Source organism: Pseudomonas sp. AM14(2022) (genome assembly GCF_036346455.1).
In the GTDB taxonomy this organism is placed as follows: domain Bacteria; phylum Pseudomonadota; class Gammaproteobacteria; order Pseudomonadales; family Pseudomonadaceae; genus Aquipseudomonas; species Aquipseudomonas putida_A.
Genome location: NZ_JAOTNY010000005.1, coordinates 181,238 through 205,648 on the forward strand (window position 1 = coordinate 181,238; position 24,411 = coordinate 205,648).

Here is a 24,411-nt window from a genome sequence, read left to right on the forward strand (position 1 = left end):
GTATCCAAGGCGTGAAGTGAGGTGACCGGTGTGGTAGAGCGGCGGATTACGGATGGATCGATGGCATTCATTTGTGAACTCCCTGTATCAAATGAGAGCTGCCAATTCGTTATCAGGCGAATGGGTGGCAGCTATGCGCGGGCTGATAAACCGGAGATACAGGAACCCGGCAGACCCGAAGATCTCCCACGCACAGCCGCCATTGCACGGTAATGCAGACACAAAAAAGCGCCGGCAAACGTGAATTGGGGCGCTGGTGCGCCTGTATCTTACCCGGGTTATCAGGCCCGGTCGCTGAATTGGCAGCGACGAGCTGAACGGTAGCTTTGCGATGGGCGAATGAGCAACGGTGGCTAGTGGTGGCTTCTCGTTACAGCAGATTTCACAGCGCTTAACGCCATGCATTTCGTCGATCTTTACCCATAAGCGTTTATGGTTTGTTTATACGGCGTAGCCGTATAGTGCGATTCATGTATACAATCATCGAAACGGAAATGTTTAAGCGCTATGCAGACGCTATATGGGTCGATGGTGAACGCCATGAATTCATAAATTGGCTTGCTGCAAACCCTCTGGCTGGAGATGTCGTGCCTGGTAGTGGGGGTATGCGCAAGGTGCGGTGGACTCGCAGCGGCATGGGTAAGCGAGGCGGTACACGCATGATTTATTACAACACGCTTTCTGAAGGCTCGATTTGGTTGCTCATTGCCTACACCAAGGCAAAGCTCGACAACTTGCCCGTAGCCTTCCTTAAGCAACTGAAGGAGGAAATCAGCGATGGTCTATGAACTGGAGCAATTCCAGCAGGACTTGCTCGAATCTGTACGTCAGATGAAGGCCGGAAAGGCCGCGCGCGTTACGCAGGTGCCGCTCTCTGCGGCAGCGGAAGCACGTGCCAAAGTGGGCGTTTCACAAAGTGCGTTTGCCAAACTTATCGGTGTGAGTCTGCGGACTTTGCAGGATTGGGAGCAGGGTCGCCGGCAGCCGACAGGAGCAGCGCAAACCCTCTTAAGGGTGGCTAGTCAGCATCCAGAAGCGTTGCGGGATCTGCGCCCAGCTTGAGCTATCTTCGGCACTCATTGGATTTCGTACAGCACTGCGACTTTCGGTTCGATTTTGGAAGACGATCCACGATTTTCAGCTTGAGGGGGGATCTTCCGTCTGCCAAATTGTGGAGGAATTCTTTTCAAATGCGCTGGCGTCGTGGGTTGTGAGAACAGGTTAGGCAAAATATTCTTTTGAATTATAAACGAGACCCTTTCCTATTCAATGGTAGAAACGGTGCAGTCTGTGAAAATTTCTTTTTCGGAATTAGGTGAACCCTGACTACAACGTGTGTCATCAACGTGATGGCTCATGATAGGGATGGTTGTGGAAATACTTGAAATCCGATGGGCTGAAAAAAGCTTCCCCCGATGCGTTTGGTCGCGTCTACAAGAATCGGCCTTCGATCTATAGCATCGATGAGATAGACTGGGGGTTTATACAGTGTTGAATAGCAAGAGAATCACTATAGAAATGTCCAGACCAATTGGAATTGACCTATTTGCCGGAGCTGGCGGACTCAGCTTGGGTTTTGAGCAGGCTGGATTCGAAGTAGTTGCTGCCGTGGAAATTGACCCGGTGCATTCTGCTATCCATGAGTTTAATTTTCCTCAGTGCAAGGTTCTTGCTCAATCAGTTACTGATTTGACAGGCGCAATTATTCGTGAACAAGCAGGGTTAGGTAATAAAGAGGTAGATGTAGTTTTCGGAGGGGCTCCCTGCCAGGGATTTTCAATGATAGGACAGCGAGCCTTGGATGACCCCCGCAACTCATTGGTCAATGAATTTGTTCGCATTGTTCACGAACTCGACGCGAAATATTTTGTTTTCGAAAATGTTAAAGGATTAACCGTTGGTAAGCATCGAAAATTTTTGGAAGAGTTGATAGCTGAGTTTGGAAAAAAAGGATACCAAGTCCGAAAGGAGTGGCGTGTTCTAAATGCTTGTAATTTCGGTGTCCCACAGGATCGGCAGCGTCTATTTCTGTTGGGGGCTAAGAAAGGTTTAAGCGTCCCCGAATATCCACTATCGATTACCTCTCGCCCAGGAAGGAATGAAAGCGAGCTTCCTGATGGACCCACGTGTTTAGATGCTCTTGCTGATCTTCCAGACGCAGAGCAGTTCGTAGAACTTCTTAATACAGATGAAGTTCAGACTAATGAGTGGGGGCAACCCAGTGAATATGGTCGGCTCATGAGGTGTACGGGGGAGGACGGTTGGTATTTCGGTTATCAGCGGGAATGGAGGCCTGATCTACTTACTGCAAGCCTTAGAACAGATCATACGGAAATATCCAGACGTAGGTTTTCAGAGACTGCACCTGGTCGTGTAGAGCCGGTGTCGCGCTTTTTTAAGCTGCCACTAGATGGGGTATCAAATACTTTGCGTGCAGGAACGGACTCAGCCCGCGGTGCTTTCACTAGCCCTCGCCCGATACATTATAAGTATAATCGATGCATTACTGTCCGTGAAATGGCCAGGCTACATGGCTTCCCAGACTGGTTCCGTTTTAATGAAACTAAGTGGCATGGCGCGAGACAGATCGGTAATGCTGTACCGCCACCGCTTGCAAGGGCGGTGGCGGGTCAAGTTCTGATTGCTATGGGAGTTGAGCCTGTTCGACCAGACAAAAAAGTTGAACTAGGAGCTGTAGAGCTCTTACGAATGGGGGTTACTGAGGCTTCACGATACTGGGGAATAAAGAATCCTATTGGTCGGCGTGATCAAAAAAGCGGTATAAAAAAACGTAAGCAACATGAAGTGGAAGCACAGCGTCTTGAATTAGTTATTGAAAGCTAAACCGTCGAACGCTCACTATATCTATTTGGTCTATATCTGTGTGGGGAGAAAATTCGACGATCCACACAGTATTAAGATTGTCACGCCATAGGCCAATGCTACGAATTTTCAGTCCTGGTATAGGCGGTTTTTCCGATGCGTAGGTGTTGAGATTCAAAGCTTGAGACCAAGAAAGTTTATCTTGCCCCCCTTTTCCTGAAATTGGGACAATTGTTTGAATACCGTCACGATCAATACCTGCTTGCACTTCGTCAATCTCAATTTGACCATAACTGACGGACGTACGGTGGTGCCCTTGTATTGGCCATGCTTTGAAACCGAGCACAGTACTCAACAGGTCTATGTTCCGGACTCGAGTGAAAACTGCCTGTTCATCATTACCTAAGAGAGATGAAATAAACGGTGTAGTCTGGTCGATGGCAATTTCAAGTGGTGGCGGTACAAACTGATCAAAGTCGATAATGTTTTTACGTCGAGTCCGACGAAGTTTGTATAGACCCTTTCCTCGTTGCAGCCAAGTCACTGGCCCGCACTGTTCAACCTCTGCAGGGAATTCGCGTCGTGCATCGTAGGTATATTTTATGTCTGGCACATTGGCTACTTCAGCGTCAATGACACCATCAGCGACTGCTGCTCGCATGGCGACGCGTACGTGCTCTTGACTAAAATGAATTTCATATGGCATGGAAGTAGGAGTCATTCCTACAGTTAAGTGCCTGAAAAGATACACAACAATTCGGTCGTATTTGGTAAGTTTAAGCAGTGCCTCGCTCGGCATTCGGATAAGCATCTGAAGTCTTCCTTTAAATAATCTCGTTAGAGATTTCCATGGCTCGATGTGTGATCAAATTACTGAGCTGCATTCGAGCCGCATTTTCTCTATTAAAATCAATGTGTGCCTAATAATGTGGCGATGCGCCATCATTTAACGATATTTTCAGAGTCAGAACCATAGGGTTGAATGTTTTCCAATATCAGCCGGTCCTACGAAGTTCATCATTCCAGATTTTTCGAGGATGCGCTCGTAGGAAACCATCCTTGCGTCACAGTGGCCACTCGCTTTTTTCAGCCCGGGTCTCGGTCGTGTCAGTTATGCCACGCCGTTTCAGGTCGTGCAGGGCGAAGCGATCTTCCGAATTTACGTTTCCGTCTACGATCACCAAAGTGATAAAGCGTTGCCAAGCGGTGTCGAGACTCGTTTTTCGAAGCGGGCCACCGTGGATGGCCACGATGATAAAGCGCTTTGACGCCATGATCGGAATAGGCGTTTTACGGCGTTCCCATAGCCGACTCTCTCATTAAGTCGAACCATCGTCATCGCCTTTGTCTACTTTGATAAGTCTGAGTTTCCTCACGATCACATCGCCAGCGCCCACACCGAACGCTACCAGGCCGCCGCTTATCCAAGCCGCGTAGCCGGAGACTCCACCAAACATACGGTCAAGGTCCTCGACGACTTTTCCCATGGCTAGAATGCCGCCCAATCCGCAACCCACTGTCGACGCAAGCGCAAAGCGCCAGTCAAGCAAAATGCTCCGCCGTTTTGGAATAATCAAAATGTACGAAAAATAGGCTGCGAGCGCAGAGAGGCCGAGAATAAAGTAAGTGGCAAGCCGTGTTGGACTGCCGCGATCCACAGACGCATCTACGAAAGTGATCTCACGTATCCCTGCAATTCTTGCCCTAATACTGATCACCGGGTTGGCACCAGAGGTGATCACCGAGAATACGACTTTGTCCTTTGGATTAAACAGAAAAGGGGATATTGAGACATGCTTAGAGTCGACTGAAATTTTGACCGGAATTTCTTTCGGATCGGTGTAGTCGACTCGCGCGCTTACGAATTCCAACCCGTTGTTGCCTGAAAGCTCAATAGGTGATTCAAAATCTGAATTTAAGATCGGCTTCGATCCGGAGTTGATTAACTCGAAAGATGTGAAGTGTGGGTTCGCTAGCTGAACCCCGTTGAGCGTCACTTTGACATCGTAAATTTTTGCGCTAGCGAAGGGCTGCAGTGAAGATGACGAGACGAGTCGCGCGGAGAGGTCGTGTGATTGTAGGTCGAACTGCCACAAATAAACAGGAATCGCCAAACCGACAACTGCAAGCGCGGTCGCGAGAAGATACTTCCAGTCGAAACTCCGTTTCATCACTGTTCCTCAGACGATGCGTACGTCTAGAGCCGATCCGTAGGATGCTTGTTGCGTGCGTTTTTACGCGCTGCAGAAAAAGCAAAGGCCCGCATTTCTGCGAGCCTTCGTTTTGTATGGTGCCGGCACCAGGAGTCGAACCCGGGACCTACTGATTACAAGTCAGTTGCTCTACCAACTGAGCTATACCGGCGTGTGGGCGACGATTATAGCGATTGGGTTGGTTCTGTAAACCCCTGAATTCAGACTATTTTTACGCAGGCGCTGGATCAGGCTTGGCGTGAGCGGTGTCGCCGAGTTTTTAGCCGCAAAACCGAGGTGCTACGCGATCAAGCCAGAATGAGCGTGAGGGCAGGATTTCTGCACCGTTCAAGCATCCATTTCACCCGTTTATGTCGTTTTGATTGGAAGCTTATGCACAACGGATCGACGCAACTGCAGTATTGCAGGGGATTTTGTGGACACGTTCTCATTTTGTGCGCAAATCCCTGTTTTACAGGTTTTTTATCAATATGAACAAAAAATGACCAATGCTGTTTAAGCGGTCTAACGGCCGTGAATATTGGATCCACGGGAAAACCATCAACAGAGTTATCCACAGGCTGTAAAGATTTCAAGCGCGCTCGGCCAGCAGCATGAAATTACGCGGAGTCAGCGGTGCGTCGCAGATGGTGCCGAGGCGTACGACGTATCCCTGTTCGGCGAGGAAAATGGCTCGATCAAGATTCAGCCAAAGCTCCAGCGGTCGTCGGAACAGTCCGCGCAGTAATTCCAGGTTGCGAACTTCGGCCAACCGCTGCCAACCGGCAGTTTCCAGTGCCTGCCAGTCTGGCGTGCCGATTGTGGATAACTCTTTCAGCGCTGCCAGATCGCGGCAGTAATCGGCGAAAGGTTTGTCCAGCCAGGCGCTGGGCAGGGACGGGGTGGGCAAGTATTCGTCTACTCCGCGCACTTGTCGTTGCAGCAGATCAAAGGCCAAACGTCGGGCCATGGAGGTGTCGCGCTGACGTCGGACCCGTGCACCGGCGGTGACGGTTTCGCTCATGGGCAGTGCCAGATCTTCAAGCGAGAGTTGTAGGGTGGATCGCATGCCGGCGCAGGACAAGGCCTGATACTCGCTGCGATCGATCCGGTTGTAGCAGCACGGGGCGATGGCCATCTGCTGACATCCGGCAGCGCTTGCCAGTTGCATCAGGCGCACATGCAGGTCGCCGCAGGCATGCAGGGCGACCGGGGTGTGCTGAGCGCTTATAACGCTCGCTGCGTCTGCCGCCAGTACATCCTGCTCGACATGCAGGGCGTGCAAATGATGGCGCTGACTTAATGCCTGACCGCTGGCGACCAACGCCGGATCGTATTCAACACAGGTCAGCTGTTGCCCGGCACCCAGCAGGCGTCGGCCCAAATGCCCCTTGCCGGAACACCAGTCCAGCCAATGCGCCGGTGGCGAGGCGAAAGACAAGCGACTGGCGAACGCCTCGATCTGCTGCCACTTGCGCCCCGGCACATCGACATTCAATCGATGGCCTGGGGTTTCCAGCGCATGCTCCGGTAGCTCACCAACCGCGCTCAGCTCAATCGACAATGCCGCCAATGAAGCGAACGGCTCCGGCGCATCGATGAGGTCGGCAGGGTGGTTATGCGCCCGCTCTGCATCTTCCAGCGATCGTCCGCGTAGCCACGAAGCCAATTCGGGGTAGGCGGTTTCCCATGGAAGCGAAAGATAGGTGAACGGACGAGGTTTCCACAGCGCCTGATGCTCAATCAGAAAAGCATCCAGCGCGGTGAAACGGGCGAGTAGGTTCTCGCCCGTCAGCACGTGGGAAGTATCAACGCCCTTGGCAGGCATCGACGCGCAGCCAGCGCTCCAGCAGCTTGAAGCCGCGCACCAGCACGTAGGACATCAGCAGATAGAACACGCCGGCGGCGAAGAAGATTTCCACCGGCAGGTAGGTGCGAGCAATGATCGTGCGGGCCATGCCGGTCAGTTCCAGCAGGGTCACGGTGCTCGCCAGCGCGCTGGCCTTGAGCATCAGGATCACTTCATTGCTGTAGGCCGGCAGGCCGATGCGCGCCGCTCGCGGCAGCATGATGTAGAACATCGCCTTGGGTTTGGACATGCCCAGCGCTCGCGCCGCTTCGATCTCGCCGGGTGGAATCGCCTGAATCGCGCCGCGCAGAATTTCGGCGATGTACGCCGCCGTGTGCAGGGTCATGGTCGCGGTGGTACACCAGAACGGATCGCGCAGGTACGGCCACAACGCGCTGTTACGTACTGCATCGAATTGCGCCAGGCCGTAGTAGACGAGGAACAGTTGCACCAGCAACGGCGTGCCACGGAAAAAGAAGATGTAGGCGTAGGGCAAGGCGCGCACATACCACAGCTTTGAGGAGCGGGCGATGCCCAGTGGAATGGCCAGCAGCAGGCCGGCAATCACGGCAATCGCCACCAGCTCCAAGGTCAGGGTCGCGCCCTGCGCCAGTTTTGGCAGCCATTTGATGATCACTTCCCAGTTCATGAAGCGCTCCTCGCGAAGCCGCGAGCGGCGCGTTTTTCCAGGAAGTGCATGCCGGTCATCGCCAGCACGGTGAGGCCCAGGTACATGACCGCCGCCACCAGATAGAAGGTGAACGGTTGTTTCGACACGGTCACGCCGATTTGTGCGTGACGCATGATTTCTTCCAGACCGATGACCGAGACCAGCGCGGTGTCTTTCATCAGGATCATGAACAGGTTGCCCAGGCCGGGCAGGGCGATGCGCCACATCTGCGGCATGATCAGCTTGGTGAAGATCCGCCATTTCGACAGTCCCAGCGCCACACCCGCTTCGCGATGGCCTTTGGGAATGGCAAGGATCGCGCCGCGGAACACTTCCGTGGCGTAGGCGCCGAAGCACAGGCCCAGCGCAATCACGCCGGCGGCGAAGGCGCTGAGTTGCAGGTCGGGATTGCCGAAAAACTCACCGAGGCTGCGCATCAGGTTGACCGTACCGAAGTAGATCAACAGCACCCAGAGCAATTCCGGGACGCCACGCACCAGCGTCGAATAAGTGCCGCCAAGCCATTGCAGCGGCTTGTACGGGGAAGTCTTGGCCAAGGCGCCGAGCAGACCGAGCACCAGTCCCAGGCACAGGGCCGTCAGCGCCAGTTTGACGGTCATCAGCGCACCGGCGGCGAGGGCCGGGCCGAATCCGTAGAGGTCGATAATCATGGATTTCTTTTCAAATCGCGGCAGGCAAGGCCGGGAGCCGGCGCCGTCGGATCACGGTGCCGGTCCCGCAGGTCAGATCAATAGATGCTGAACGGGAAGTACTTGTCGTTGATCTTCTTGTAGGTACCGTCAGCGACGATTTCCTTCAGCGCGGCGTTCAGCTTCTCACGCAGTGGATCACCTTTGCGCACGGCGATGCCGATTTTGTCGCTTTCCACGACCGCGTCGCCCTTGAACTCATAGTTCTTGCCGGCGTCGCTTTTCAGCCAATCGTAGTTGGCGTACTTGTCGGCCAGGATGGCGTCGACACGACCGGAGGTCAGGTCCAGGTAGGCGTTTTCCTGGGTGTCGTAGAGTTTGACTTCGATATCGCTACCGTAGGTGTCCTCCAGCCAGGTACCGGCGAGCGTTGCGCGCTGAGTGCCGATGATCTTGCCTTTGAGCGAATCCTTGTCAGTTTTGAACTCTTTATCTTTCGGTGCGATGAACTGCAGTTTGTTCGAGTAGTACGGGTCGGTGAAATCCACCGCGCCCTTGCGCTCTTCGGTGATCGACAGCGAGGAGACCAGGAAGTCGAACTTCTTGGCGTTCAGCGCAGGAATGATGCCGTCCCAGTCGGAGGTAACCACGCTGCACTCGACTTTCATCTTGGCGCACAGGGCGTCGCCGATGTCTTTGTCGAAGCCGACCACGTTGCCGCTGGCGTCTTTGTTGTTGAACGGCGGGTACGCCGCTTCGATGCCCATCTTCAGGGTCTCGGCCATGGCTCCGGCGCTGAACGCGAGGGTGACGGCGGCGGCGGCGGCCAGGAAGACCTTTTTAAAATTCTGCATGCATGTTGCTCCGTTAGCGGTTGCTGGACATGAATTGTTTGCAGCGCGCCGAAAGCGGGTTTTCGAACACCTGCTGAGGCGATCCTTGCTCTTCCACCAACCCCTGGTGGAGGAACACCACTTCGCTGGAGACCTGACGGGCAAAGCCCATTTCGTGGGTCACCAACAACATGGTGCGGCCTTCTTCGGCCAGTGCGCGGATGACACTAAGTACTTCCTGAACCATTTCCGGGTCAAGGGCGGAGGTGGGCTCGTCGAACAGAATCACCTTCGGCTGCATCGCCAGCGTGCGGGCAATCGCGGCGCGTTGTTGTTGACCGCCGGACAGTTGCGCCGGGTAGGCGTGGCGCTTGTCGGCGATGCCGACCTTGGCCAGCAGCGCTTCGGCGACTTCGATTGCCTCGGTCTTGCTCTGGCCGAGCACGCGGCGCGGGGCTTCGATGATGTTGTCGAGCACGCTCATGTGCGGCCACAGATTAAAGTTTTGAAATACAAAACCTATCTCGGAACGCAGGCGGTTGATCTGTTTGCCATCAGCGGCAACCAGTTCGCCATTCTTGGCGGGCTTGAGCTTGAGTTCTTCCCCGGCCACCAGAATCTGACCCTGGTGCGGGTTTTCCAACAGGTTGATGCAACGCAGGAACGTGGACTTGCCGGAACCGGAGGAACCGAGGATCGAGATCACATCGCCGTCGCGGGCGGTCAGCGAGATGCCTTTGAGCACCTCAAGCTGTCCGTAGCGTTTGTGCAAGTTGCGGATTTCAAGCGCGGGCGTGGCCTCAGCCATGTGCGTTCCTCATATATGTTGCGCTCCTGCTGTTGGCGGGCCTTCCTGGCGAGGCGGCCAAGCTAGCATAGCGTTTCAATGGCAGCCAACAGCGCTACGGGCGGTAAGCGGATGGCGTGTGGCAGGTTGTCGCATCGGCACAGCAGACTGTCGCCCCATCAACAACCGAACGGGTGTTTGATCGTGCAAACCCGTGGGTGTTGCGTAAAAAAAGGCGCGATGTTGCCAGCTTTGGCGGGGTGTTGGAAGCGCTATCCGGCCGAACGTTCCTGAATCGCCCTTTTATTGTGCATCCCACACTTTTTCAGTGTGTTTCTGGTGCGCTGAATCGTCTGAAAAGTGAGTCGCAGGGTAACGCTCTGGCGAATTGCCATTCATTCCAATGACTTGCGATGACTGTCCGGTCTCGCTGAAAACCGCGGCCCAGAAGAGTTTGAAACATTTTGGCGCATTTATTGCGTGCAGAATCTGGAACGCCCTGTTGGTTTCTTTTTACGAGAAGGAAAACCAGACAGGACGGACGCAATCGCTTTCCTCGCAAAGGTAGTTCCGATGAGCAGTACCCCAAGCTCCAATGGCCTCGAACAGGGGCTCAAACCGCGTCATGTGACCATGTTGTCGATCGCCGGTGTTATCGGCGCCGGTCTGTTCGTTGGCTCCGGCCACGCGATCGCTGCCGCCGGCCCCGCCGTGCTGCTGGCCTACGCCGCCGCCGGTACTCTGGTGGTGCTGGTGATGCGCATGCTCGGTGAGATGGCTGTCGCCTCGCCCGACACCGGCTCGTTCTCGACATACGCCGACCGTGCCATCGGGCACTGGGCCGGTTTCACCATCGGCTGGTTGTACTGGTGGTTCTGGGTGTTGGTGATTCCACTGGAAGCCAACGCCGCCGCGACCATTCTTCATGCCTGGTTCCCGGGGATCGAGATCTGGGCGTTTGCACTGATCATCACCATGCTGCTGACGGTCACCAACCTGTTCAGCGTGAAAAACTACGGTGAATTCGAATTCTGGTTTGCCTTGATCAAAGTCCTGGCGATCATCGGCTTCATCGCGCTGGGTCTTGCGGCCGTTTTCGGCTTCCTGCCGAACAGCCAGGTCAGCGGTGTTTCGCACCTGTTTGATTCCGGCGGCTTCCTGCCAAATGGCATGGGCGCGGTGCTGGGTGCAATCCTGACCACTATGTTCTCGTTCATGGGTACCGAAATCGTGACCATCGCGGCTGCGGAATCGAAGAACCCGGGCAAGCAGATTTCCAAGGCCACCAACTCGGTGATCTGGCGGATCGGCCTGTTCTACCTCGTATCGATCTTCATCGTTGTGGCCCTGGTGCCGTGGAACGATCCGACCTTGGCCAACCTCGGTTCCTACCAGACCGTGCTTGAGCGCATGGGCATCCCGAACGCGAAAATGATCGTCGACATCGTTGTGCTGGTCGCGGTAACCAGCTGCCTGAACTCGGCGCTGTACACCTCGTCGCGCATGCTGTTCTCCCTCGGCAAGCGCGGTGACGCACCGGCCATGTCAACTCGGGTCAACAAAAGCGGTACGCCTTACTGGGCCGTCATGCTGTCGACCGGCGCGGCGTTCCTCTGCACCTTCGCCAACTATGTGGCCCCGGCTGCCGTGTTCGAATTCCTGCTGGCCAGCTCCGGCGCCATCGCGCTGCTGGTGTACCTGGTAATCGCGTTCTCGCAACTGCGCATGCGTAAACAACGCATGGCCCGCGGCGAGAAAATCGTCTTCAGCATGTGGCTGTTCCCGGGCCTGACCTACGCGGTGATCATCTTCATCGTCGCCGCCCTGACCATCATGCTGTTCCAGGAAGCCCATCGCGTGGAAATCCTCGCAACCGGCCTACTGAGCCTCATGGTCGTTGCCGCAGGCCTGCTGGTGGCACGCCGCCGCAAGCTGGAAAACCGTGGTGCGGTGGTGTTGAACTGATCCGCAACGCGTAATGCAAAACGGCCGCTGTCAGTGATGACGAGCGGCCGTTTTTGTTTGTGAGCGTAATTTATTCGCTCTTGTCTTCCTGCGCTTCAACCGACTTGCCATAAGTATCCAGCGCAACCCCGAAATCGGTGATGAACTGTGGCTCGGTCAGCCAGGCCTGGGCGGTTTCGATGTCCATGCCGTCGGCCCACATGCGGTAGTCGATCAGCATGTCGGCGGCCAGGTGAGTGGCGGCCATGCCTTCGTTCTCGGCGTTTTCCATGTCCAGCAGCTCTGGATGGTCAACGATGATGAACGCCAGTTCGCGCAGCAGGGTCAGCAGCATTTCGTTGCGGCTGACGGCTTCGGCGTCGCGCATTTTGCTGAACATTGCGAGGGTGTATTCCGGGATCGGCTCGTCCAGATGCCCGAGGTTGTCGTCCTGGTCCAGCGGCTTACGGCCGACCATGCGGATGTGCTTGGCTTTGGCCTTGGCGCGTTTGGCGCGTTTCTGTTGCTTGTTCAGGGATGCCATGGGAACTCAGTTCTTCTGTTGGGTTTGTGCGGCGATCGCGTCGGACGCCGCCACATAGTCGGCCTGGAAGGCCGGGGATTCGATCCACGCCAGGGCGCCGGCTTCGTCGGTTTCCTGGGACCACTGGCGATACTCGATCAGCGCGGCGAGGATGAAATCCATCGCGCCTTCTTCGCCTTCCTGCTCGTAGACCAGTTCCAGCAACGGGTCTTCGAGGAACGCGGTGCACATGGCTTGCTGGCTGATCTTCTCGGCGTCGATCATTTTCTTGAACAGCTCGGTCAGGTCCACCGACTCGAAGTCGATACGGTCATCGTTCGGGTCCAGTTCGACCGGCGCCTCGGCGCGTTTGCTGCGGTTCTGCTTGGCCTTGGTCTTGGCCCGGGCGGCGCGTTTTTGCTGCTTGTTGGCGGAGGCCATGGTGTGTTCCGTCGTGCGTTGAAAGGGCTCAGCTGCGTGGCACTGGCCGCCCGAGTGTGTCGGGGGCCAACTCGCCGGTTTGCAGCCAGGTCAGAGCAATGGGCCATAGTGTGGCTTGGTATGCGCTGCGAAAAAAGGCGAAATGTCCGACTTGTTGTTCGCCGATGTCCTGCGGCTCGATGCGCAAGTGGGTTTTGTGCGCATGACTGAAGTAGCCGAGCAGGCGTTCGATGGCAGGGATCGTGCCGTAAGGGTCGTCGCTGATGCTGATCGCCAAGGTCTTTGCGCGGACATTGGCGAAGGGCAGGCGACCGCTTGCTTTCAGCAGTCGGCGGCCGCTCGGACGCTGCTCGTAGCGCGCGGCAGGCGTGCTCCAGTCGCGTACGACGCCTGCTGGCGTGTCCTCGAGCCAGCCGAGGCGTTTGCCCGGGAAATAGCCACAGAGCCGCGTCAGCAGCGGCATCAGCAAATGCCATTTACCAAACATGCGCCAGCGCTGTGCCAGCGCATAGTCGCGCCAGTAAGCGAACTGCGCGCCGACTGTCACCAGTCGACGAATGACCTGCCCGGACTCGCCGAGCCCAGCCGCGCAACCGCCGAAACTGTGGCCGACCACATCGATTGGCTGGCCGGGGAATTCCCGTTGAGCGCGCTTGAGCATCGCTTCGAAATCCAGCGCGCCCCAATCGGTCCATGTAGCCTCAAGGTCTTTCAGGGTTGCCGGACGCGATTCGCCGATGCCGCGGTAGTCGTAGGTGATCACGTCGAAGCCGTTGGCGAACAGGTAATCGGCGAAGCGTGAATAGTGTCGGCAGCGGACCGAAGTGGCGGCGTTGATGATGACAACTGGTCGCTGGATGTCGGGCAGGGCGTGACGCCAGGTAAAGCCGCCAAGGACAAAGTCGTCGGCCGCGGCCTCATGGAAGGGCTCATTGACGATAACGGCGCTGTGGGTGAGCGCAGTGCTGCATGAGTTCATAAGGACTCGGTCTTTGCGGGATCTCCTGAGCATGAGCTTCATCAAGGCGTAAATGCAACGATTTGGAACGCGCTGCGTTCCAGATCCGCAGGCAGTGCGCTTTCGAGAATTCGTGACGCACTGCGTCACAAAATCAATGCAGTCCTGCCGGCGTAGTCCATTTCGGACACAGGCCAAGTTCCAATCATTCTAAAACACGTGCTTCCCTGGCCGGATCAAACAAAGAGTAACGGTTGGGCTCTACAAGAGCCCGGGAGTCGTCATCATGAAGCGCGTTCTTTCATTCCTGCTGCCCATCGCGGCGGTGGCTGCCTTGGTCTTTCCGGCGATGTTGCAGGCGGCCAACCTCGACCTGATCGACAGTGCCGGCGTGCAAGTCCAGCAACAACAGCAAAACGGCATCAACTACCTGTCCGGCGGGATTGGCCTGGACGAGTCAAAAGCCATTCAGCAAACCCCCGGCTACAACCTGCACATGACGTTCGCGGTGGGCGCGCAAGACCAGTACACCGCTGATGTCGATGTGGTGATTCAAAAGTCGCCGGGGCAAACCGTGCTGACTCTCACCCAAACGGGGCCGCTGGTGTACGTGCAACTGCCACCCGGTAAGTACACCGTGGTCGCCACGCGCAATGGCGAAACACGGCGTGACGTGACAGACGTTGGCAGCGGCACTGCACGCAATCTGGTGTTCCATTGGAATGACGCTGGATAACCTCGGGTGCATTGAGGAATCGAGGCACGGGTATCCCGCGCCTTCCTTTATCCCCGCGTACGCTGGGACTTCTGCTTGTCGCCGGGTTCGCGCGCCATTCGGTGAATCCACAACCCGATCCAGCCCACGGCTATGAAAAACAGGGTGCCAACGCACTGCGACACGATCTCGAACCAGAACATTCGGGGTTGCAGCGCGAGGGTGTAGGTATGGCGTGGGCCCGATCGGTTCCAGGTGGTGATGGAGCCGCTGATCAAGCTGTGGATGATCAGATAAGTCGACGCGGCGATGAGGAAGGCGATCAGTACGCCGACCAGCACCGTCAGCCAGAATGCCACCCGGCTCTGGCGATAGGGTGGCGGATGGGGCAGCGGGACGCGGGTTCTTTTCTGGTTCATCGAGCGGATGACCCTCTTCCTTAAGGTGCGGCCAAAGTAGCGCGGATCGCCTTTGTTCGAAACCCGTCGCGCATTTGCGCAGCCCAGAAAAAAGACTGGATTGAGCCGCCATCAAATCGCAGGCATAAAAAAACCCTGAATCTTGCGATTCAGGGTTTTCGGTATTTGGTGCCCAGAGACGGAATCGAACCGCCGACACGGGGATTTTCAATCCCCTGCTCTACCGACTGAGCTATCTGGGCAACGGGGCGCATTAAAAGGGTTTTTCGGATTTACGTCAACGACTTTTTTAAAATTTCTTAAATTAATTCCGTCGCTTACGATCCGCCCCCCGATTTTGCGGGTTTACTCCGCAGGCGGAACGTAGCCTTCCGCCTGGGCGTATTCCTCGCCGGAGAAGTACTTGTCCATTTCGCCCTGCAGATATTTGCGGTCTTCGGCGTTCATCATGTTCAAACGCTTTTCGTTGATCAGCAGGGTCTGGTGTTTCTGCCAGTCAGCCCAAGCCTTGGCCGAGACGTGGTCAAAAATATCCTGACCTTTGGCGCCCGGGAAAGGAGCGCGTTCCAGCGCGGGCAGTTCTTCTTTGTACTTGCGGCACATGATGGTGCGGGTCATGACGACTCTCCTGCGTTCAATACGGCGGCCGCGCGTTCGAGCAAGGTTTTGACCGGGGCGGCAAGGCCCAGGCGCGGCGGGGTGGCGAGGTTATACCAGAGCCAGTCGGCCTCGGCCACGTGCTGACCGGCCTCCTGCACCTGAACCAGCCAGGGTTCAATGGACAGCTGGAAATGGCTGAACGTGTGGATGAGGCTTGGCAGCGCCTGCTGCTCGCCCATGGTCAGCGAGTGCTGGTCGGCCAGATGTTGCAGGTCGTCGAGATCGTCGAGTTCCGGCAGGCTCCATAAGCCGCCCCAAAGCCCCGTGGACGGGCGGCGATAAAGCAGAATTGCGCCTTCGCCGTTGGCCAGCAGCGGCATCAGCGTGCGTTTCTGCGGGATGGCCTTGCGCGGTTTGGGGATCGGGTAGCGCGTCTCCAGCCCGAGCATGTGCGCCTCGCAGCCCTTTTCCAGCGGGCACAGCAGACAGCTCGGTTTGCTGCGCGTACACAGCGTGGCGCCGAGATCCATCATCGCCTGGGTGTAGGCGTTGACCCGATCGTGCGGCGTGAAACGCTCTGCGTTGGCCCACAGCTGTTTGGCGACCTTCGGTTCACCCGGGTAACCCTCTTGCGCAGTGAAACGCGCGAGAACGCGTTTGACGTTGCCATCGAGGATCGGCGCGCGCAGGCCCATGCTGATGCTGGCGATGGCGCCGGCGGTGGACAGGCCGATCCCCGGCAGATCCGTCAGTTTTTCGACGTCCCGCGGAAACTCGCCGCCGTACTGGCTGACGACGAGCTTCGCGGTCTTCTGCAGATTGCGCGCGCGGGTGTAGTAACCGAGCCCGGTCCACAGGTGCAGCACTTCGTCCTCCGGCGCTTCGGCCAGCGCTTGCACCGTTGGCAGCGCGGCCATGAAGCGGTCGAAGTAATTGAGCACGGTGCTGACCTGGGTCTGCTGCAACATGATCTCCGACACCCACACCCGATACGGGTTGATGTCTTGCTGCCAAGGCAAATCGTGGCGGCCGTGGCGGTCGAACCATTCCAGCACCGCCGTGGAAAACTGCTCCGCTCTCATCGCTTGAACAGCCCCTTCAATGCGTTTTTCAATTCCGGGCTGACCTTGTCGCCAAGTTTTTCATCGATCTTCTCGCTGAGTTTGTCACCGGCCATTTTGGTCGCGACCTGGCCGAGGCGTTCGTTGTCCACACGGCAGGCCTTGGCGCCCAGTTCCAATGGGCCGCGGCAGCGCAGCGGCCACTCGATGCCGACGAATTTCTCGCCGACCTGACAGGCCGGATCCGGCATCGCGCTGGTGTCGCCTTCGACGATGATGCCGACGCGGTAATCCATGCCCAGCACCCGCAGGTCGATGTCGCCATCGCCGTTGACGGTCATGCCCGGGATGCGCACTTTCAGGTCCGGATTGCTGGCGATACCGTTGCGGAAGGTCAGGTTGCCCTTGAGTTCCTGGAACGGCGTGTCCTTGCCCCGTGGCTCGCCGCTGAGGGTTTTGCGGTTGAGGGTGGCGATGCCTTTGCACAGTTGCTGTTCAAGGTTGGCGTTGAGCAGCACACCGTTGTTGATCACGAAACTGGCGTTGCCGTTGAGGGTTTCGATCAGCGCCTGCTGGCTGTTGCCGCTGCCGGTGAGGCTGCTGGTCAGTGTGACCAGGCCTTTGACCGGCGGATTCTTGCCTTGGCTTTCGAGGATTTTCTCGGCCGGCACGCGGTTGATCCTGGTTTGCAGGTTCAGCACCGGCGCACTTGGGCGTACGTCGAGGGTGCCCTTGGCTTCGAAGTCGCCGTTGTACAGGCCACCACGCAGATTTTCCAACGTCAGCAGGCCGCCCTGGCCAGTGGCTTTGAGCGCGGCGTTCTGGATCGGCAGTTTGTCGAGGGTCAGTTGGCCGAAGGTCAGGTCGGCATCGACGTCGAGTTTGGCCAGACGCTCGACCGGCAGCAGACGCTCGGTGCTCCAGGCGCTTTTGCTTGGTTTGTCCGGCAACGGTGTGCTGCCGGCGCCGGCCATGGCATCGGCTTCGGTGCTGGCGACTTCGGCCTGACGCACTTGCGTGGCGTTTTTGGCTTTTTCCGATTTCGGCGGCAGGTAGCGGTCGACGTCGAACGTGTCAGCCTTGAGGATCGCGCGCAGCGACTGCTTGGCGAAATCTTCCACGGCAATGCGCCCGCTGAAGCTGCTGTCGTCGAGTTTCAGGTTGATGTTGTCGAAGGCGACGCTGGTTGGCGTGGCGGCCACGCGGCTGACCAGTTCGACCTTGCTCAGGCTGCCGGGCGCCATGGCTGGCAACGTCTGGCCGATGCTGTCGACAAATTTTGCCAGATCGAACTGGGCGATCGAGATTCCGCCAGTGATCTGCGGGGTCTTGTCGAGGTCGTTGGCTTTCAGCTCACCGAGGGCACGCAACTGGTTGGCGGAGATCTTGATCCCGGTCCATTCGGCGACGTTCGCCGCCTTGTCCAGGGAAATATGGCCTTGGGCGGAGAAGGTCATGGCCTTGCCCTGCAGCGGATCGCCAGTCAGTTCGCCGGACAGTTTCATGTCTTCGAACTTGTAGCGCTGCAAGGCTCGCTCGATGCGCAGCTCGCCATTGAGTTCGGTGCGCACCCGCAGCACAGGCTGATTGGTGCTGAGGAACGCCGTGGCTTTCAGCGGAATGTTGGTCGAGTCGTGTACTGCACCGGTGCTCAGCTGGATGCTTTCGGCGCTGTACTGCTTGCCGGTCTGCTCGTCGGTGTATTCAACACGGGCGTTGTTAACGGTCAGGCTGTCGATGTCGAGGCGGATCGGCTGCGGCGGTTTTTCCGGCTGGGCGGTGGCCTCTGCTGCAGGTGGGCTGGCAGGCGTCGGGCTGCCGGCAGGCGTGGCAGGAGGTGGCAGCTTGCCGATGTCCTCCCAGTTGCCGTGGCCGTTCTTGTCGCGTTTGAGGCGCAGGTTCAGGCCTTCGACGCGCACATCGCTCATCTGCACTTCGCGGCGCAACAGTGGCAACACACGCACGGACAGGCCGAGCATCTGCAGGTCGGCATACGGTTCGGTCGGGTTGATCAGGGTGGCGATGCTGGCCTCATGCAGTTCCAGGCCGAGCCACGGGAACAGGCTCCAGCCGATATCGCCATTGAGCGTCAGCTCGATGTGGGCCTTGTCGCGGGCTATCTGGCGGATCTCGTCTTTGTAGTCGTTGGGATCAAACAGGTGGGTCAGGGCGAAGCCCGCCGCCACAATGATCAGCAACAGCCCGAGAAGTACCAGACCCAGGATTTTGCCGAACGCTTTCATGGGCGAGTCCTTGTAGTTAGTCGAATTCGTAATTTAGCCGGGGAGTATAGCGCTGCATCCGCCCGATTCGGGGCGCTGTCATGTCGCGATCACGTCCAGCGGCAATTGCAATCTGGCGGCCAGCGCCTGGATTTCAAGGTGCCCGGCCGGTGCCAGCAGGCGCAGTTGGGCACCCGCTTGCGACGCCATTTTCTGTGCCTGGTTCACCAGTCTCTCGGCTACCCCCCGGCGCCGGGTGACTTTTCGTACACACAAATGTGACAAGTACCAAACCCGGTCGTGCCTTGTCAGGCGTGCTGCACCGAGCAGGCGATCGTTGAAACGTCCTGCAATCAAAGAGCCGTCAGCCAGGCTGATTTCGATCAGTTGAGCGTCCCCGGAATACGGTGCGAACAGCCATTGCGGAGCGTCACGATAGATTTTTTGCAGGTCCTGTTGATCCTGGTAACTGGCATCGTTCAGCGTTTGGACAGCGATCGGCATGGCTTTTTCCTGTGGGGACGAGATCAGATGACATGAAAAAGGTGATATCAGTTTGGTTTTTCTGTCACGTGCAAATGGTAACCTTCGCCGGTTCGTCCGTCCTTCTGCGACTTAACGTCGCGCCTTCAAGGAGCTTCACCCGAAAAAACGGTCATGCCTGCGTGCATAAAGGCCGAGGGTGAGCAGTGGCTGGCGAACCATACTAATAATTGGGGGATACACAATGAGCACGAGCATCACGGCGGACGGCCTTCGCGCCGACCAGCCTGCGTTCCTGTCCAAGGAACGCATCATCGCCAAGCCCGGTTTCAACCGCTGGCTGGTTCCACCGGCCGCTCTGGCCATCCACCTGTGCATCGGCATGGCCTACGGTTTCTCGGTGTTCTGGTTGCCGCTGTCCAAGGCATTGGGCGTCACGGCTCCGGTGGCTTGCGCACCGGACATGAGCTTCATCGCTCAGGTCTTCTCTTCGCAATGCGACTGGCCGATCTCCATGCTCGGCTGGATCTACACCCTGTTCTTCATCTTCCTCGGCTGCTCGGCAGCGATCTGGGGTGGCTGGCTGGAACACGCCGGGCCACGCAAGGCTGGCGTTGTGTCGGCATTGTGCTGGTGCGGCGGTCTGCTGATCTCGGCACTGGGGATTTATACCCACCAGATCTGGCTGATGTGGATCGGCTCCGGGGTGATCGGTGGTATCGGTCTGGGCCTGGGCTACATTTCGCCGGTCTCGACCCTGATCAAGTGGTTCCCGGACAAGCGCGGCATGGCGACCGGCATGGCGATCATGGGCTTCGGTGGCGGCGCGATGGTCGGTGCACCGTTGGCCACTGCGCTGATGAGCCACTTCGCTTCGCCTGCCGGTGTCGGCGTGTGGCAGAGCTTCGTGGCCATGGCGGCGATCTACTTCGTGTTCATGATCGGTGGCGCCCTGGCTTACCGTGTGCCGCCAACCGGCTGGAAGCCTGAAGGCTGGACCGCTCCAGCGAAGAAAGCGTCGAACGCGATGATCACTCACCGTCACGTGCACGTGAATGTGGCGTGGAAAACCCCGCAGTTCCGTCTGGTGTGGCTGGTGCTGTGCCTGAACGTGTCGGCCGGTATCGGCATCCTCGGCATGGCCTCGCCATTGCTGCAGGAAGTGTTCGGCGGCAAGCTGCTGGGCGTTGACGTGCCGTTCGGTCAACTGGACGCCGGGCAACTGGCTTCGATCGCTGCGATCGCTGCCGGCTTCACCGGTCTGCTGAGCCTGTTCAACATCGGTGGCCGCTTCTTCTGGGCTTCGTTCTCGGACTACCTGGGGCGCAAAAACACCTACTTCGTGTTCTTCGCCCTCGGTTTTGCCCTGTACGCATTGATTCCGAACATGGGCCATCTGGGCAACGTAGCGCTGTTCGTGGCGGCGTTCTGCATCATCCTGTCGATGTACGGCGGTGGTTTTGCGACTGTTCCAGCGTATCTGGCCGACCTGTTCGGCACGCAAATGGTCGGTGCGATCCACGGTCGTCTGCTGACTGCCTGGGCTGCGGCCGGGGTGCTCGGTCCGGTGCTGGTGAACTACCTGCGTGAGTATCAGTTGAGCATCGGCGTTGAACGCGCTGCCGCTTACGACATCACCCTGTACATCCTCGCCGGCCTGCTGGTGCTGGGTTTCCTGTGCAACCTGATGGTGCGTCCGGTGGCCGACAAGTACTTCATGACCGACGCTGAACTGGCCGCCGAACAGGCGCTGGGTCACGACAAAGGTGCTGATGCCAGCACCGTGCTGGAGTGGAAAGCCGCACCGGGCAGCAAGCCGCTGGCAATCGCTGCATGGCTGGTGGTGGGTATTCCGTTGGCGTGGGGCGTGTGGGTGACCCTGCAGAAGACGGCGGTACTGTTTCACTAAGCAAAACGTAGTACCCCTGTAGGAGTGAGCCCTGCTCGCGATAGCGGTCTGACAGTCACGGAAATGTTGGCTGTCACGCCCTCATCGCGAGCAGGCTCACTCCTACATTTGTTTTCGGGGTGGCTGTAATGGCTTGTATGGACATGTCTACCCGCGACAGCCGGGCGTTCTATCCGTCAGCCATCTCACGTCGCGTGTTTCTGTTTCGGCCTCGCGTGCCTATAATGGCTGCCTTTTTCGCCCAATGATTTTGCGGAGCTGGTGATGGCCGAACGTAAGGCGTCTGTCGAGCGCGACACTCTGGAAACCCAGATCAAAGCCTCGATCAACCTTGATGGCACCGGAAAGGCCCGATTCGATATCGGTGTTCCTTTTCTTGAGCACATGCTGGATCAGATCGCCCGTCACGGGTTGATCGACCTGGATATTGAATGCAAGGGCGATCTGCATATCGACGACCACCATACCGTGGAAGACGTCGGTATCACCCTCGGCCAGGCCTTCGCCAAAGCCATCGGCGACAAGAAAGGCATCCGTCGCTACGGCCACGCCTACGTGCCGCTCGATGAAGCGCTATCGCGCGTGGTGATCGACTTCTCCGGCCGTCCAGGCCTGCAGATGCACGTGCCATACACCCGCGCCACCGTGGGCGGCTTCGACGTCGACCTGTTCCAGGAATTCTTCCAGGGCTTCGTCAACCACGCCTTGGTCAGCCTGCACATCGACAACCTGCGTGGCACCAACACCCACCACCAGATCGAAACCGTGTTCAAGGCTTTCGGCCGCGCGCTGCGCATGGCCGTTGAGCTGGATGAGCGCATGGCCGGGCAAATGCCATCGACCAAAGGCGTTCTGTAATGCAGACGGTTGCAGTTATCGACTACGGCATGGGCAACCTGCACTCGGTCGCCAAGGCCCTCGAGCACGTTGGCGCCGGCAAGGTGCTGATCACCAGCGATGCCGACGTGATCCGCGAAGCCGACCGCGTGGTGTTCCCCGGCGTTGGTGCGATTCGCGATTGCATGGCGGAGATCCGTCGTCTCGGTTTCGACGCACTGGTGCGTGAAGTCAGCCAGGATCGTCCGTTCCTCGGCATCTGCGTCGGCATGCAAGCCCTGCTCGACAGCAGCGAAGAGAACGACGGCGTCGACTGCATCGGCCTGTTCCCGGGCGCCGTGAAGTTCTTCGGCAAAGACCTGCATGAAGACGGCGAGCACCTGAAAGTCCCGCACATGGGCTGGAACGAAGTGCAGCAGAAGGTCAGTCACCCGCTGTGGCACGACATTCCGGACATGGCGCGTTTCTACTTCGTGCACAGCTACTACATCGCTGCCGCCAATGCGCGGCAGGTAGTCGGTAGCGGTCATTACGGAGTCGATTTCGCTGCCGCGCTGGCCGAAGGCTCGCGTTTCGCCGTGCAATTCCACCCGGAGAAGAGCCATACCCATGGCCTGCAATTGCTGCAGAACTTCGCCGCGTGGGACGGTCGCTGGTAAATGGCTGCCAAGAAGTCCAAACCGCCGATCCTGACCCTCACTCCCGAACAGGAGAACGAGGCCAACCGCAAGATCCAGCGGTTCATGGAGGATCGGTTCGAACTTGACCTGGGTTCGTTCGAAGCGGCGGAAATTCTTGAGCTGTTTACCCGCGAAATTGCTCCGCACTATTACAACAGGGCGATTTTCGATGTGCAGACCCACCTCAAAGAGCGGTTTGAAAGCATCGAAAGCGACCTGTGGGCGCTCGAGAAAAACTGATTTCCGAGCCAAGCTGAACATTCAAATTTGAAGGTTTGCCAGATGCTGATTATTCCCGCTATCGATCTCAAGGACGGTGCCTGCGTACGTCTGCGCCAGGGCCGCATGGAAGATTCCACAGTGTTCTCCGATGACCCGGTGAGCATGGCTGCCAAGTGGGTGGAGGGCGGTTGCCGCCGTCTGCATCTGGTCGATCTGAACGGCGCGTTCGAAGGCCAGCCGGTCAACGGTGAAGTGGTGACCGCGATCGCCAAACGCTACCCGAACCTGCCGATCCAGATCGGTGGCGGTATCCGCTCGCTGGAAACCATCGAGCACTACGTCAAGGCGGGCGTCAGCTACGTGATCATCGGCACCAAAGCCGTTAAAGATCCGGCGTTCGTCGCTGAGGCCTGCCGCGCGTTCCCGGGCAAGATCATTGTTGGCCTGGATGCCAAAGACGGGTTCGTCGCCACCGACGGCTGGGCTGAAATCAGCACCGTGCAGGTCATCGACCTGGCCAAGCAGTTTGAAGCCGACGGCGTCTCGTCGATTGTTTATACCGACATCGCCAAAGACGGCATGATGCAGGGCTGCAACGTACCGTTCACCGCTGCACTGGCGGCAGCGACGAAGATCCCGGTGATCGCGTCCGGCGGTATCCACAATCTGGGTGACATCAAGTCGCTGCTCGACGCCAAGGCGCCGGGCATCATCGGTGCAATCACTGGCCGGGCGATCTACGAAGGCACCCTCGACGTCGCCGAAGCGCAAGCTTTCTGCGATGCGTACCAAGGCTGAGGACTGACCATGGCGCTGGCCAAACGCATCATCCCTTGCCTGGACGTGGACAACGGCCGGGTCGTCAAAGGTGTGAAGTTCGAGAACATCCGCGACGCCGGCGACCCGGTGGAAATCGCCCGTCGTTATGACGAGCAGGGTGCCGACGAGATTACCTTTCTCGACATCACCGCCAGCGTCGATGGCCGCGATACCACGCTGCATACCGTCGAGCGCATGGCCAGCCAGGTGTTCATTCCGTTGACCGTAGGCGGCGGCGTGCGCACCGTGCAGGACATTCGCAACCTGCTCAACGCTGGTGCGGACAAGGTTTCGATCAACACCGCAGCGGTGTTCAATCCGGAGTTTGTTGGCGAAGCGGCGCAGCATTTCGGCTCGCAGTGCATCGTCGTCGCCATCGACGCGAAGAAGGTCTCCGGCCCGGGCGAAACCCCGCGCTGGGAAATCTTCACCCACGGCGGGCGCAAGCCGACCGGCCTCGACGCCGTCGAGTGGGCGAAGAAGATGGAAGGCCTGGGTGCCGGCGAGATCCTGCTGACCAGCATGGATCAGGACGGCATGAAAAATGGTTTCGACCTCGGCGTGACTCGCGCGATCAGCGATGCGCTGGGCATTCCGGTGATCGCTTCCGGCGGCGTCGGCAACCTGCAGCATCTGGCCGACGGCATCCTTGAAGGCCACGCCAGCGCGGTACTGGCGGCGAGTATTTTCCACTTCGGCGAATACACTGTGCAGGAAGCGAAAGCGTACATGGCCAAACGCGGCATCGTGATGCGCTAAACCGTACAGGCCAGT

The 24,411-nt window shown here is 57.8% G+C and carries 26 protein-coding genes, 2 tRNA genes and 1 pseudogene; 11 read left to right on the top strand and 18 right to left on the bottom strand.

Going from position 1 to position 24,411, the window contains the following annotated elements:
- The first annotated feature begins 470 nt into the window (after window positions 1–470).
- The 3 genes from V3W27_RS12740 to V3W27_RS12750 all read left to right on the top strand — a co-directional run bounded on the left by V3W27_RS12740 (window position 471) and on the right by V3W27_RS12750 (window position 2,844).
- On the top strand, window positions 471–788 hold the full coding sequence (locus tag V3W27_RS12740; protein ID WP_330206737.1) for a transcriptional regulator: 318 nt from the start codon (window positions 471–473) through the stop codon (window positions 786–788).
- Window positions 778–1,062: a helix-turn-helix domain-containing protein gene (locus V3W27_RS12745; RefSeq protein WP_330206738.1), complete on the top strand. Its 285-nt coding sequence runs from the start codon at window positions 778–780 to the stop codon at window positions 1,060–1,062. The genes V3W27_RS12740 and V3W27_RS12745 overlap by 11 nt, the downstream gene beginning before the upstream one ends.
- Before the next feature lie 456 nt (window positions 1,063–1,518).
- Window positions 1,519–2,844: a DNA cytosine methyltransferase gene (locus V3W27_RS12750; protein ID WP_330206739.1), complete on the top strand. Its 1,326-nt coding sequence runs from the start codon at window positions 1,519–1,521 to the stop codon at window positions 2,842–2,844.
- Here the strand turns inward: V3W27_RS12750 and V3W27_RS12755 are convergent.
- The 9 genes and pseudogenes from V3W27_RS12755 to V3W27_RS12790 form a co-directional block, all read right to left on the bottom strand.
- Window positions 2,831–3,634 carry a hypothetical protein gene (locus tag V3W27_RS12755; protein WP_330206740.1) on the bottom strand — a complete coding sequence of 268 codons (804 nt, stop codon included), beginning with the start codon at window positions 3,632–3,634 and terminating at the stop codon, window positions 2,831–2,833. The two genes, V3W27_RS12750 and V3W27_RS12755, sit on opposite strands and share 14 nt — an antisense overlap.
- A gap of 265 nt (window positions 3,635–3,899) precedes the next feature.
- Window positions 3,900–4,136: pseudogene (locus V3W27_RS28160) on the bottom strand (site-specific integrase); the annotation flags it as partial.
- 6 nt (window positions 4,137–4,142) lie between these two features.
- The gene (locus V3W27_RS12760) at window positions 4,143–4,994 is read right to left on the bottom strand and encodes a hypothetical protein (protein ID WP_330206741.1); all 852 of its coding nucleotides are present in this window, start codon (window positions 4,992–4,994) and stop codon (window positions 4,143–4,145) included.
- A gap of 117 nt (window positions 4,995–5,111) precedes the next feature.
- A tRNA-Thr gene (locus V3W27_RS12765) sits at window positions 5,112–5,187 on the bottom strand.
- A 420-nt stretch (window positions 5,188–5,607) separates the two neighbouring features.
- Window positions 5,608–6,843: a methyltransferase gene (locus tag V3W27_RS12770; protein WP_330206742.1), complete on the bottom strand. Its 1,236-nt coding sequence runs from the start codon at window positions 6,841–6,843 to the stop codon at window positions 5,608–5,610.
- Window positions 6,824–7,513, bottom strand: a complete 690-nt coding sequence (locus tag V3W27_RS12775) for an ABC transporter permease (protein ID WP_007961692.1) — start codon at window positions 7,511–7,513, stop codon at window positions 6,824–6,826. Before V3W27_RS12775 ends, V3W27_RS12770 begins: the two co-directional genes overlap by 20 nt.
- Window positions 7,510–8,205 (bottom strand): ABC transporter permease, encoded by a 696-nt coding sequence (locus V3W27_RS12780; RefSeq protein WP_007961693.1) that lies wholly within the window; start codon window positions 8,203–8,205, stop codon window positions 7,510–7,512. Before V3W27_RS12780 ends, V3W27_RS12775 begins: the two co-directional genes overlap by 4 nt.
- Window positions 8,206–8,282: 77 nt before the next feature.
- Window positions 8,283–9,038 (bottom strand): ABC transporter substrate-binding protein, encoded by a 756-nt coding sequence (locus tag V3W27_RS12785; RefSeq protein WP_330206743.1) that lies wholly within the window; start codon window positions 9,036–9,038, stop codon window positions 8,283–8,285.
- 13 nt (window positions 9,039–9,051) lie between these two features.
- Window positions 9,052–9,825: an ABC transporter ATP-binding protein gene (locus tag V3W27_RS12790; RefSeq protein ID WP_150369457.1), complete on the bottom strand. Its 774-nt coding sequence runs from the start codon at window positions 9,823–9,825 to the stop codon at window positions 9,052–9,054.
- 552 nt (window positions 9,826–10,377) lie between these two features.
- Between V3W27_RS12790 and gabP the strand changes: the two genes are divergently transcribed.
- A complete protein-coding gene (gene gabP, locus V3W27_RS12795) occupies window positions 10,378–11,769 on the top strand; it encodes a GABA permease (RefSeq protein WP_027611243.1) in 1,392 nt (463 codons plus the stop codon).
- Window positions 11,770–11,839: 70 nt separating this feature from the next.
- Here the strand turns inward: gabP and V3W27_RS12800 are convergent, their stop codons facing one another.
- Genes V3W27_RS12800 through V3W27_RS12810 form a run of 3 tightly spaced genes read right to left on the bottom strand, consistent with a single transcriptional unit; the run spans window position 11,840 to window position 13,691 of the window.
- Complete coding sequence (locus V3W27_RS12800) at window positions 11,840–12,292, bottom strand: hypothetical protein (RefSeq protein ID WP_123585614.1); 453 nt, start codon at window positions 12,290–12,292, stop codon at window positions 11,840–11,842.
- A gap of 6 nt (window positions 12,293–12,298) precedes the next feature.
- Window positions 12,299–12,712 (bottom strand): hypothetical protein, encoded by a 414-nt coding sequence (locus V3W27_RS12805; protein ID WP_123585613.1) that lies wholly within the window; start codon window positions 12,710–12,712, stop codon window positions 12,299–12,301.
- A 28-nt stretch (window positions 12,713–12,740) separates the two neighbouring features.
- Window positions 12,741–13,691 carry an alpha/beta hydrolase family protein gene (locus V3W27_RS12810; RefSeq protein ID WP_330206744.1) on the bottom strand — a complete coding sequence of 317 codons (951 nt, stop codon included), beginning with the start codon at window positions 13,689–13,691 and terminating at the stop codon, window positions 12,741–12,743.
- Window positions 13,692–13,956: 265 nt separating this feature from the next.
- Here V3W27_RS12810 and V3W27_RS12815 point away from each other — a divergent pair, with 265 nt between their 5' ends.
- A complete protein-coding gene (locus tag V3W27_RS12815; RefSeq protein ID WP_330206745.1) occupies window positions 13,957–14,406 on the top strand; it encodes a carboxypeptidase regulatory-like domain-containing protein in 450 nt (149 codons plus the stop codon).
- 47 nt (window positions 14,407–14,453) lie between these two features.
- Here the strand turns inward: V3W27_RS12815 and V3W27_RS12820 are convergent, their stop codons facing one another.
- From V3W27_RS12820 to V3W27_RS12845, 6 genes are all read right to left on the bottom strand, one after another.
- Window positions 14,454–14,804, bottom strand: coding sequence for a hypothetical protein (locus V3W27_RS12820; protein ID WP_330206746.1), 351 nt, complete (start codon window positions 14,802–14,804; stop codon window positions 14,454–14,456).
- 166 nt (window positions 14,805–14,970) lie between these two features.
- Window positions 14,971–15,046, bottom strand: a tRNA-Phe gene (locus V3W27_RS12825).
- A gap of 103 nt (window positions 15,047–15,149) precedes the next feature.
- Window positions 15,150–15,422, bottom strand: a complete 273-nt coding sequence (locus V3W27_RS12830; protein ID WP_330206747.1) for an oxidative damage protection protein — start codon at window positions 15,420–15,422, stop codon at window positions 15,150–15,152.
- Entirely contained in the window at window positions 15,419–16,486 is a 1,068-nt protein-coding gene (mutY, locus tag V3W27_RS12835) for an A/G-specific adenine glycosylase (RefSeq protein WP_330206748.1), read from the bottom strand. The genes V3W27_RS12830 and mutY overlap by 4 nt, the downstream gene beginning before the upstream one ends.
- A complete protein-coding gene (locus V3W27_RS12840) occupies window positions 16,483–18,708 on the bottom strand; it encodes an AsmA family protein (protein WP_330206749.1) in 2,226 nt (741 codons plus the stop codon). Before V3W27_RS12840 ends, mutY begins: the two co-directional genes overlap by 4 nt.
- A 78-nt stretch (window positions 18,709–18,786) precedes the next feature.
- A complete protein-coding gene (locus tag V3W27_RS12845) occupies window positions 18,787–19,191 on the bottom strand; it encodes an acetyl-CoA sensor PanZ family protein (RefSeq protein WP_330206750.1) in 405 nt (134 codons plus the stop codon).
- A gap of 223 nt (window positions 19,192–19,414) precedes the next feature.
- Here V3W27_RS12845 and V3W27_RS12850 point away from each other — a divergent pair, with 223 nt between their 5' ends.
- The 6 genes from V3W27_RS12850 to hisF all read left to right on the top strand — a co-directional run bounded on the left by V3W27_RS12850 (window position 19,415) and on the right by hisF (window position 24,396).
- A complete protein-coding gene (locus tag V3W27_RS12850; RefSeq protein ID WP_096796694.1) occupies window positions 19,415–21,079 on the top strand; it encodes an OFA family MFS transporter in 1,665 nt (554 codons plus the stop codon).
- Window positions 21,080–21,343: 264 nt separating this feature from the next.
- Window positions 21,344–21,937 (top strand): imidazoleglycerol-phosphate dehydratase HisB, encoded by a 594-nt coding sequence (hisB, locus tag V3W27_RS12855; protein WP_007909204.1) that lies wholly within the window; start codon window positions 21,344–21,346, stop codon window positions 21,935–21,937.
- Window positions 21,937–22,575, top strand: coding sequence for an imidazole glycerol phosphate synthase subunit HisH (gene hisH / locus V3W27_RS12860; protein ID WP_027611254.1), 639 nt, complete (start codon window positions 21,937–21,939; stop codon window positions 22,573–22,575). Before hisB ends, hisH begins: the two co-directional genes overlap by 1 nt.
- Window positions 22,576–22,836, top strand: coding sequence for a DUF2164 domain-containing protein (locus V3W27_RS12865; RefSeq protein ID WP_003220751.1), 261 nt, complete (start codon window positions 22,576–22,578; stop codon window positions 22,834–22,836).
- A 42-nt stretch (window positions 22,837–22,878) separates the two neighbouring features.
- On the top strand, window positions 22,879–23,616 hold the full coding sequence (gene hisA / locus V3W27_RS12870) for a 1-(5-phosphoribosyl)-5-[(5-phosphoribosylamino)methylideneamino]imidazole-4-carboxamide isomerase (protein ID WP_097086957.1): 738 nt from the start codon (window positions 22,879–22,881) through the stop codon (window positions 23,614–23,616).
- A 9-nt stretch (window positions 23,617–23,625) separates the two neighbouring features.
- Window positions 23,626–24,396, top strand: a complete 771-nt coding sequence (gene hisF, locus V3W27_RS12875; protein WP_007909211.1) for an imidazole glycerol phosphate synthase subunit HisF — start codon at window positions 23,626–23,628, stop codon at window positions 24,394–24,396.
- Window positions 24,397–24,411: the final 15 nt, after the last annotated feature.

Bases quoted from the DNA above. Each gene is read 5' to 3' on its own strand.
- V3W27_RS12830 (WP_330206747.1), bottom strand. From the start codon at position 15,422: ATGACCCGCACCATCATGTGCCGCAAGTACAAAGAAGAACTGCCCGCG.
- V3W27_RS12840 (WP_330206749.1), bottom strand. From the start codon at position 18,708: ATGAAAGCGTTCGGCAAAATCCTGGGTCTGGTACTTCTCGGGCTGTTG.
- V3W27_RS12750 (WP_330206739.1), top strand. From the start codon at position 1,519: ATGTCCAGACCAATTGGAATTGACCTATTTGCCGGAGCTGGCGGACTC.
- V3W27_RS12800 (WP_123585614.1), bottom strand. From the start codon at position 12,292: ATGGCATCCCTGAACAAGCAACAGAAACGCGCCAAACGCGCCAAGGCC.
- V3W27_RS12820 (WP_330206746.1), bottom strand. From the start codon at position 14,804: ATGAACCAGAAAAGAACCCGCGTCCCGCTGCCCCATCCGCCACCCTAT.
- hisF (WP_007909211.1), top strand. From the start codon at position 23,626: ATGGCGCTGGCCAAACGCATCATCCCTTGCCTGGACGTGGACAACGGC.
- V3W27_RS12770 (WP_330206742.1), bottom strand. From the start codon at position 6,843: ATGCCTGCCAAGGGCGTTGATACTTCCCACGTGCTGACGGGCGAGAAC.
- V3W27_RS12845 (WP_330206750.1), bottom strand. From the start codon at position 19,191: ATGCCGATCGCTGTCCAAACGCTGAACGATGCCAGTTACCAGGATCAA.
- V3W27_RS12775 (WP_007961692.1), bottom strand. From the start codon at position 7,513: ATGAACTGGGAAGTGATCATCAAATGGCTGCCAAAACTGGCGCAGGGC.
- V3W27_RS12790 (WP_150369457.1), bottom strand. From the start codon at position 9,825: ATGGCTGAGGCCACGCCCGCGCTTGAAATCCGCAACTTGCACAAACGC.
- V3W27_RS12740 (WP_330206737.1), top strand. From the start codon at position 471: ATGTATACAATCATCGAAACGGAAATGTTTAAGCGCTATGCAGACGCT.
- gabP (WP_027611243.1), top strand. From the start codon at position 10,378: ATGAGCAGTACCCCAAGCTCCAATGGCCTCGAACAGGGGCTCAAACCG.
- hisB (WP_007909204.1), top strand. From the start codon at position 21,344: ATGGCCGAACGTAAGGCGTCTGTCGAGCGCGACACTCTGGAAACCCAG.
- V3W27_RS12815 (WP_330206745.1), top strand. From the start codon at position 13,957: ATGAAGCGCGTTCTTTCATTCCTGCTGCCCATCGCGGCGGTGGCTGCC.
- V3W27_RS12850 (WP_096796694.1), top strand. From the start codon at position 19,415: ATGAGCACGAGCATCACGGCGGACGGCCTTCGCGCCGACCAGCCTGCG.
- V3W27_RS12805 (WP_123585613.1), bottom strand. From the start codon at position 12,712: ATGGCCTCCGCCAACAAGCAGCAAAAACGCGCCGCCCGGGCCAAGACC.
- hisH (WP_027611254.1), top strand. From the start codon at position 21,937: ATGCAGACGGTTGCAGTTATCGACTACGGCATGGGCAACCTGCACTCG.
- V3W27_RS12865 (WP_003220751.1), top strand. From the start codon at position 22,576: ATGGCTGCCAAGAAGTCCAAACCGCCGATCCTGACCCTCACTCCCGAA.
- V3W27_RS12810 (WP_330206744.1), bottom strand. From the start codon at position 13,691: ATGAACTCATGCAGCACTGCGCTCACCCACAGCGCCGTTATCGTCAAT.
- V3W27_RS12760 (WP_330206741.1), bottom strand. From the start codon at position 4,994: ATGAAACGGAGTTTCGACTGGAAGTATCTTCTCGCGACCGCGCTTGCA.
- hisA (WP_097086957.1), top strand. From the start codon at position 22,879: ATGCTGATTATTCCCGCTATCGATCTCAAGGACGGTGCCTGCGTACGT.
- V3W27_RS12745 (WP_330206738.1), top strand. From the start codon at position 778: ATGGTCTATGAACTGGAGCAATTCCAGCAGGACTTGCTCGAATCTGTA.
- mutY (WP_330206748.1), bottom strand. From the start codon at position 16,486: ATGAGAGCGGAGCAGTTTTCCACGGCGGTGCTGGAATGGTTCGACCGC.
- V3W27_RS12785 (WP_330206743.1), bottom strand. From the start codon at position 9,038: ATGCAGAATTTTAAAAAGGTCTTCCTGGCCGCCGCCGCCGCCGTCACC.
- V3W27_RS12755 (WP_330206740.1), bottom strand. From the start codon at position 3,634: ATGCTTATCCGAATGCCGAGCGAGGCACTGCTTAAACTTACCAAATAC.
- V3W27_RS12780 (WP_007961693.1), bottom strand. From the start codon at position 8,205: ATGATTATCGACCTCTACGGATTCGGCCCGGCCCTCGCCGCCGGTGCG.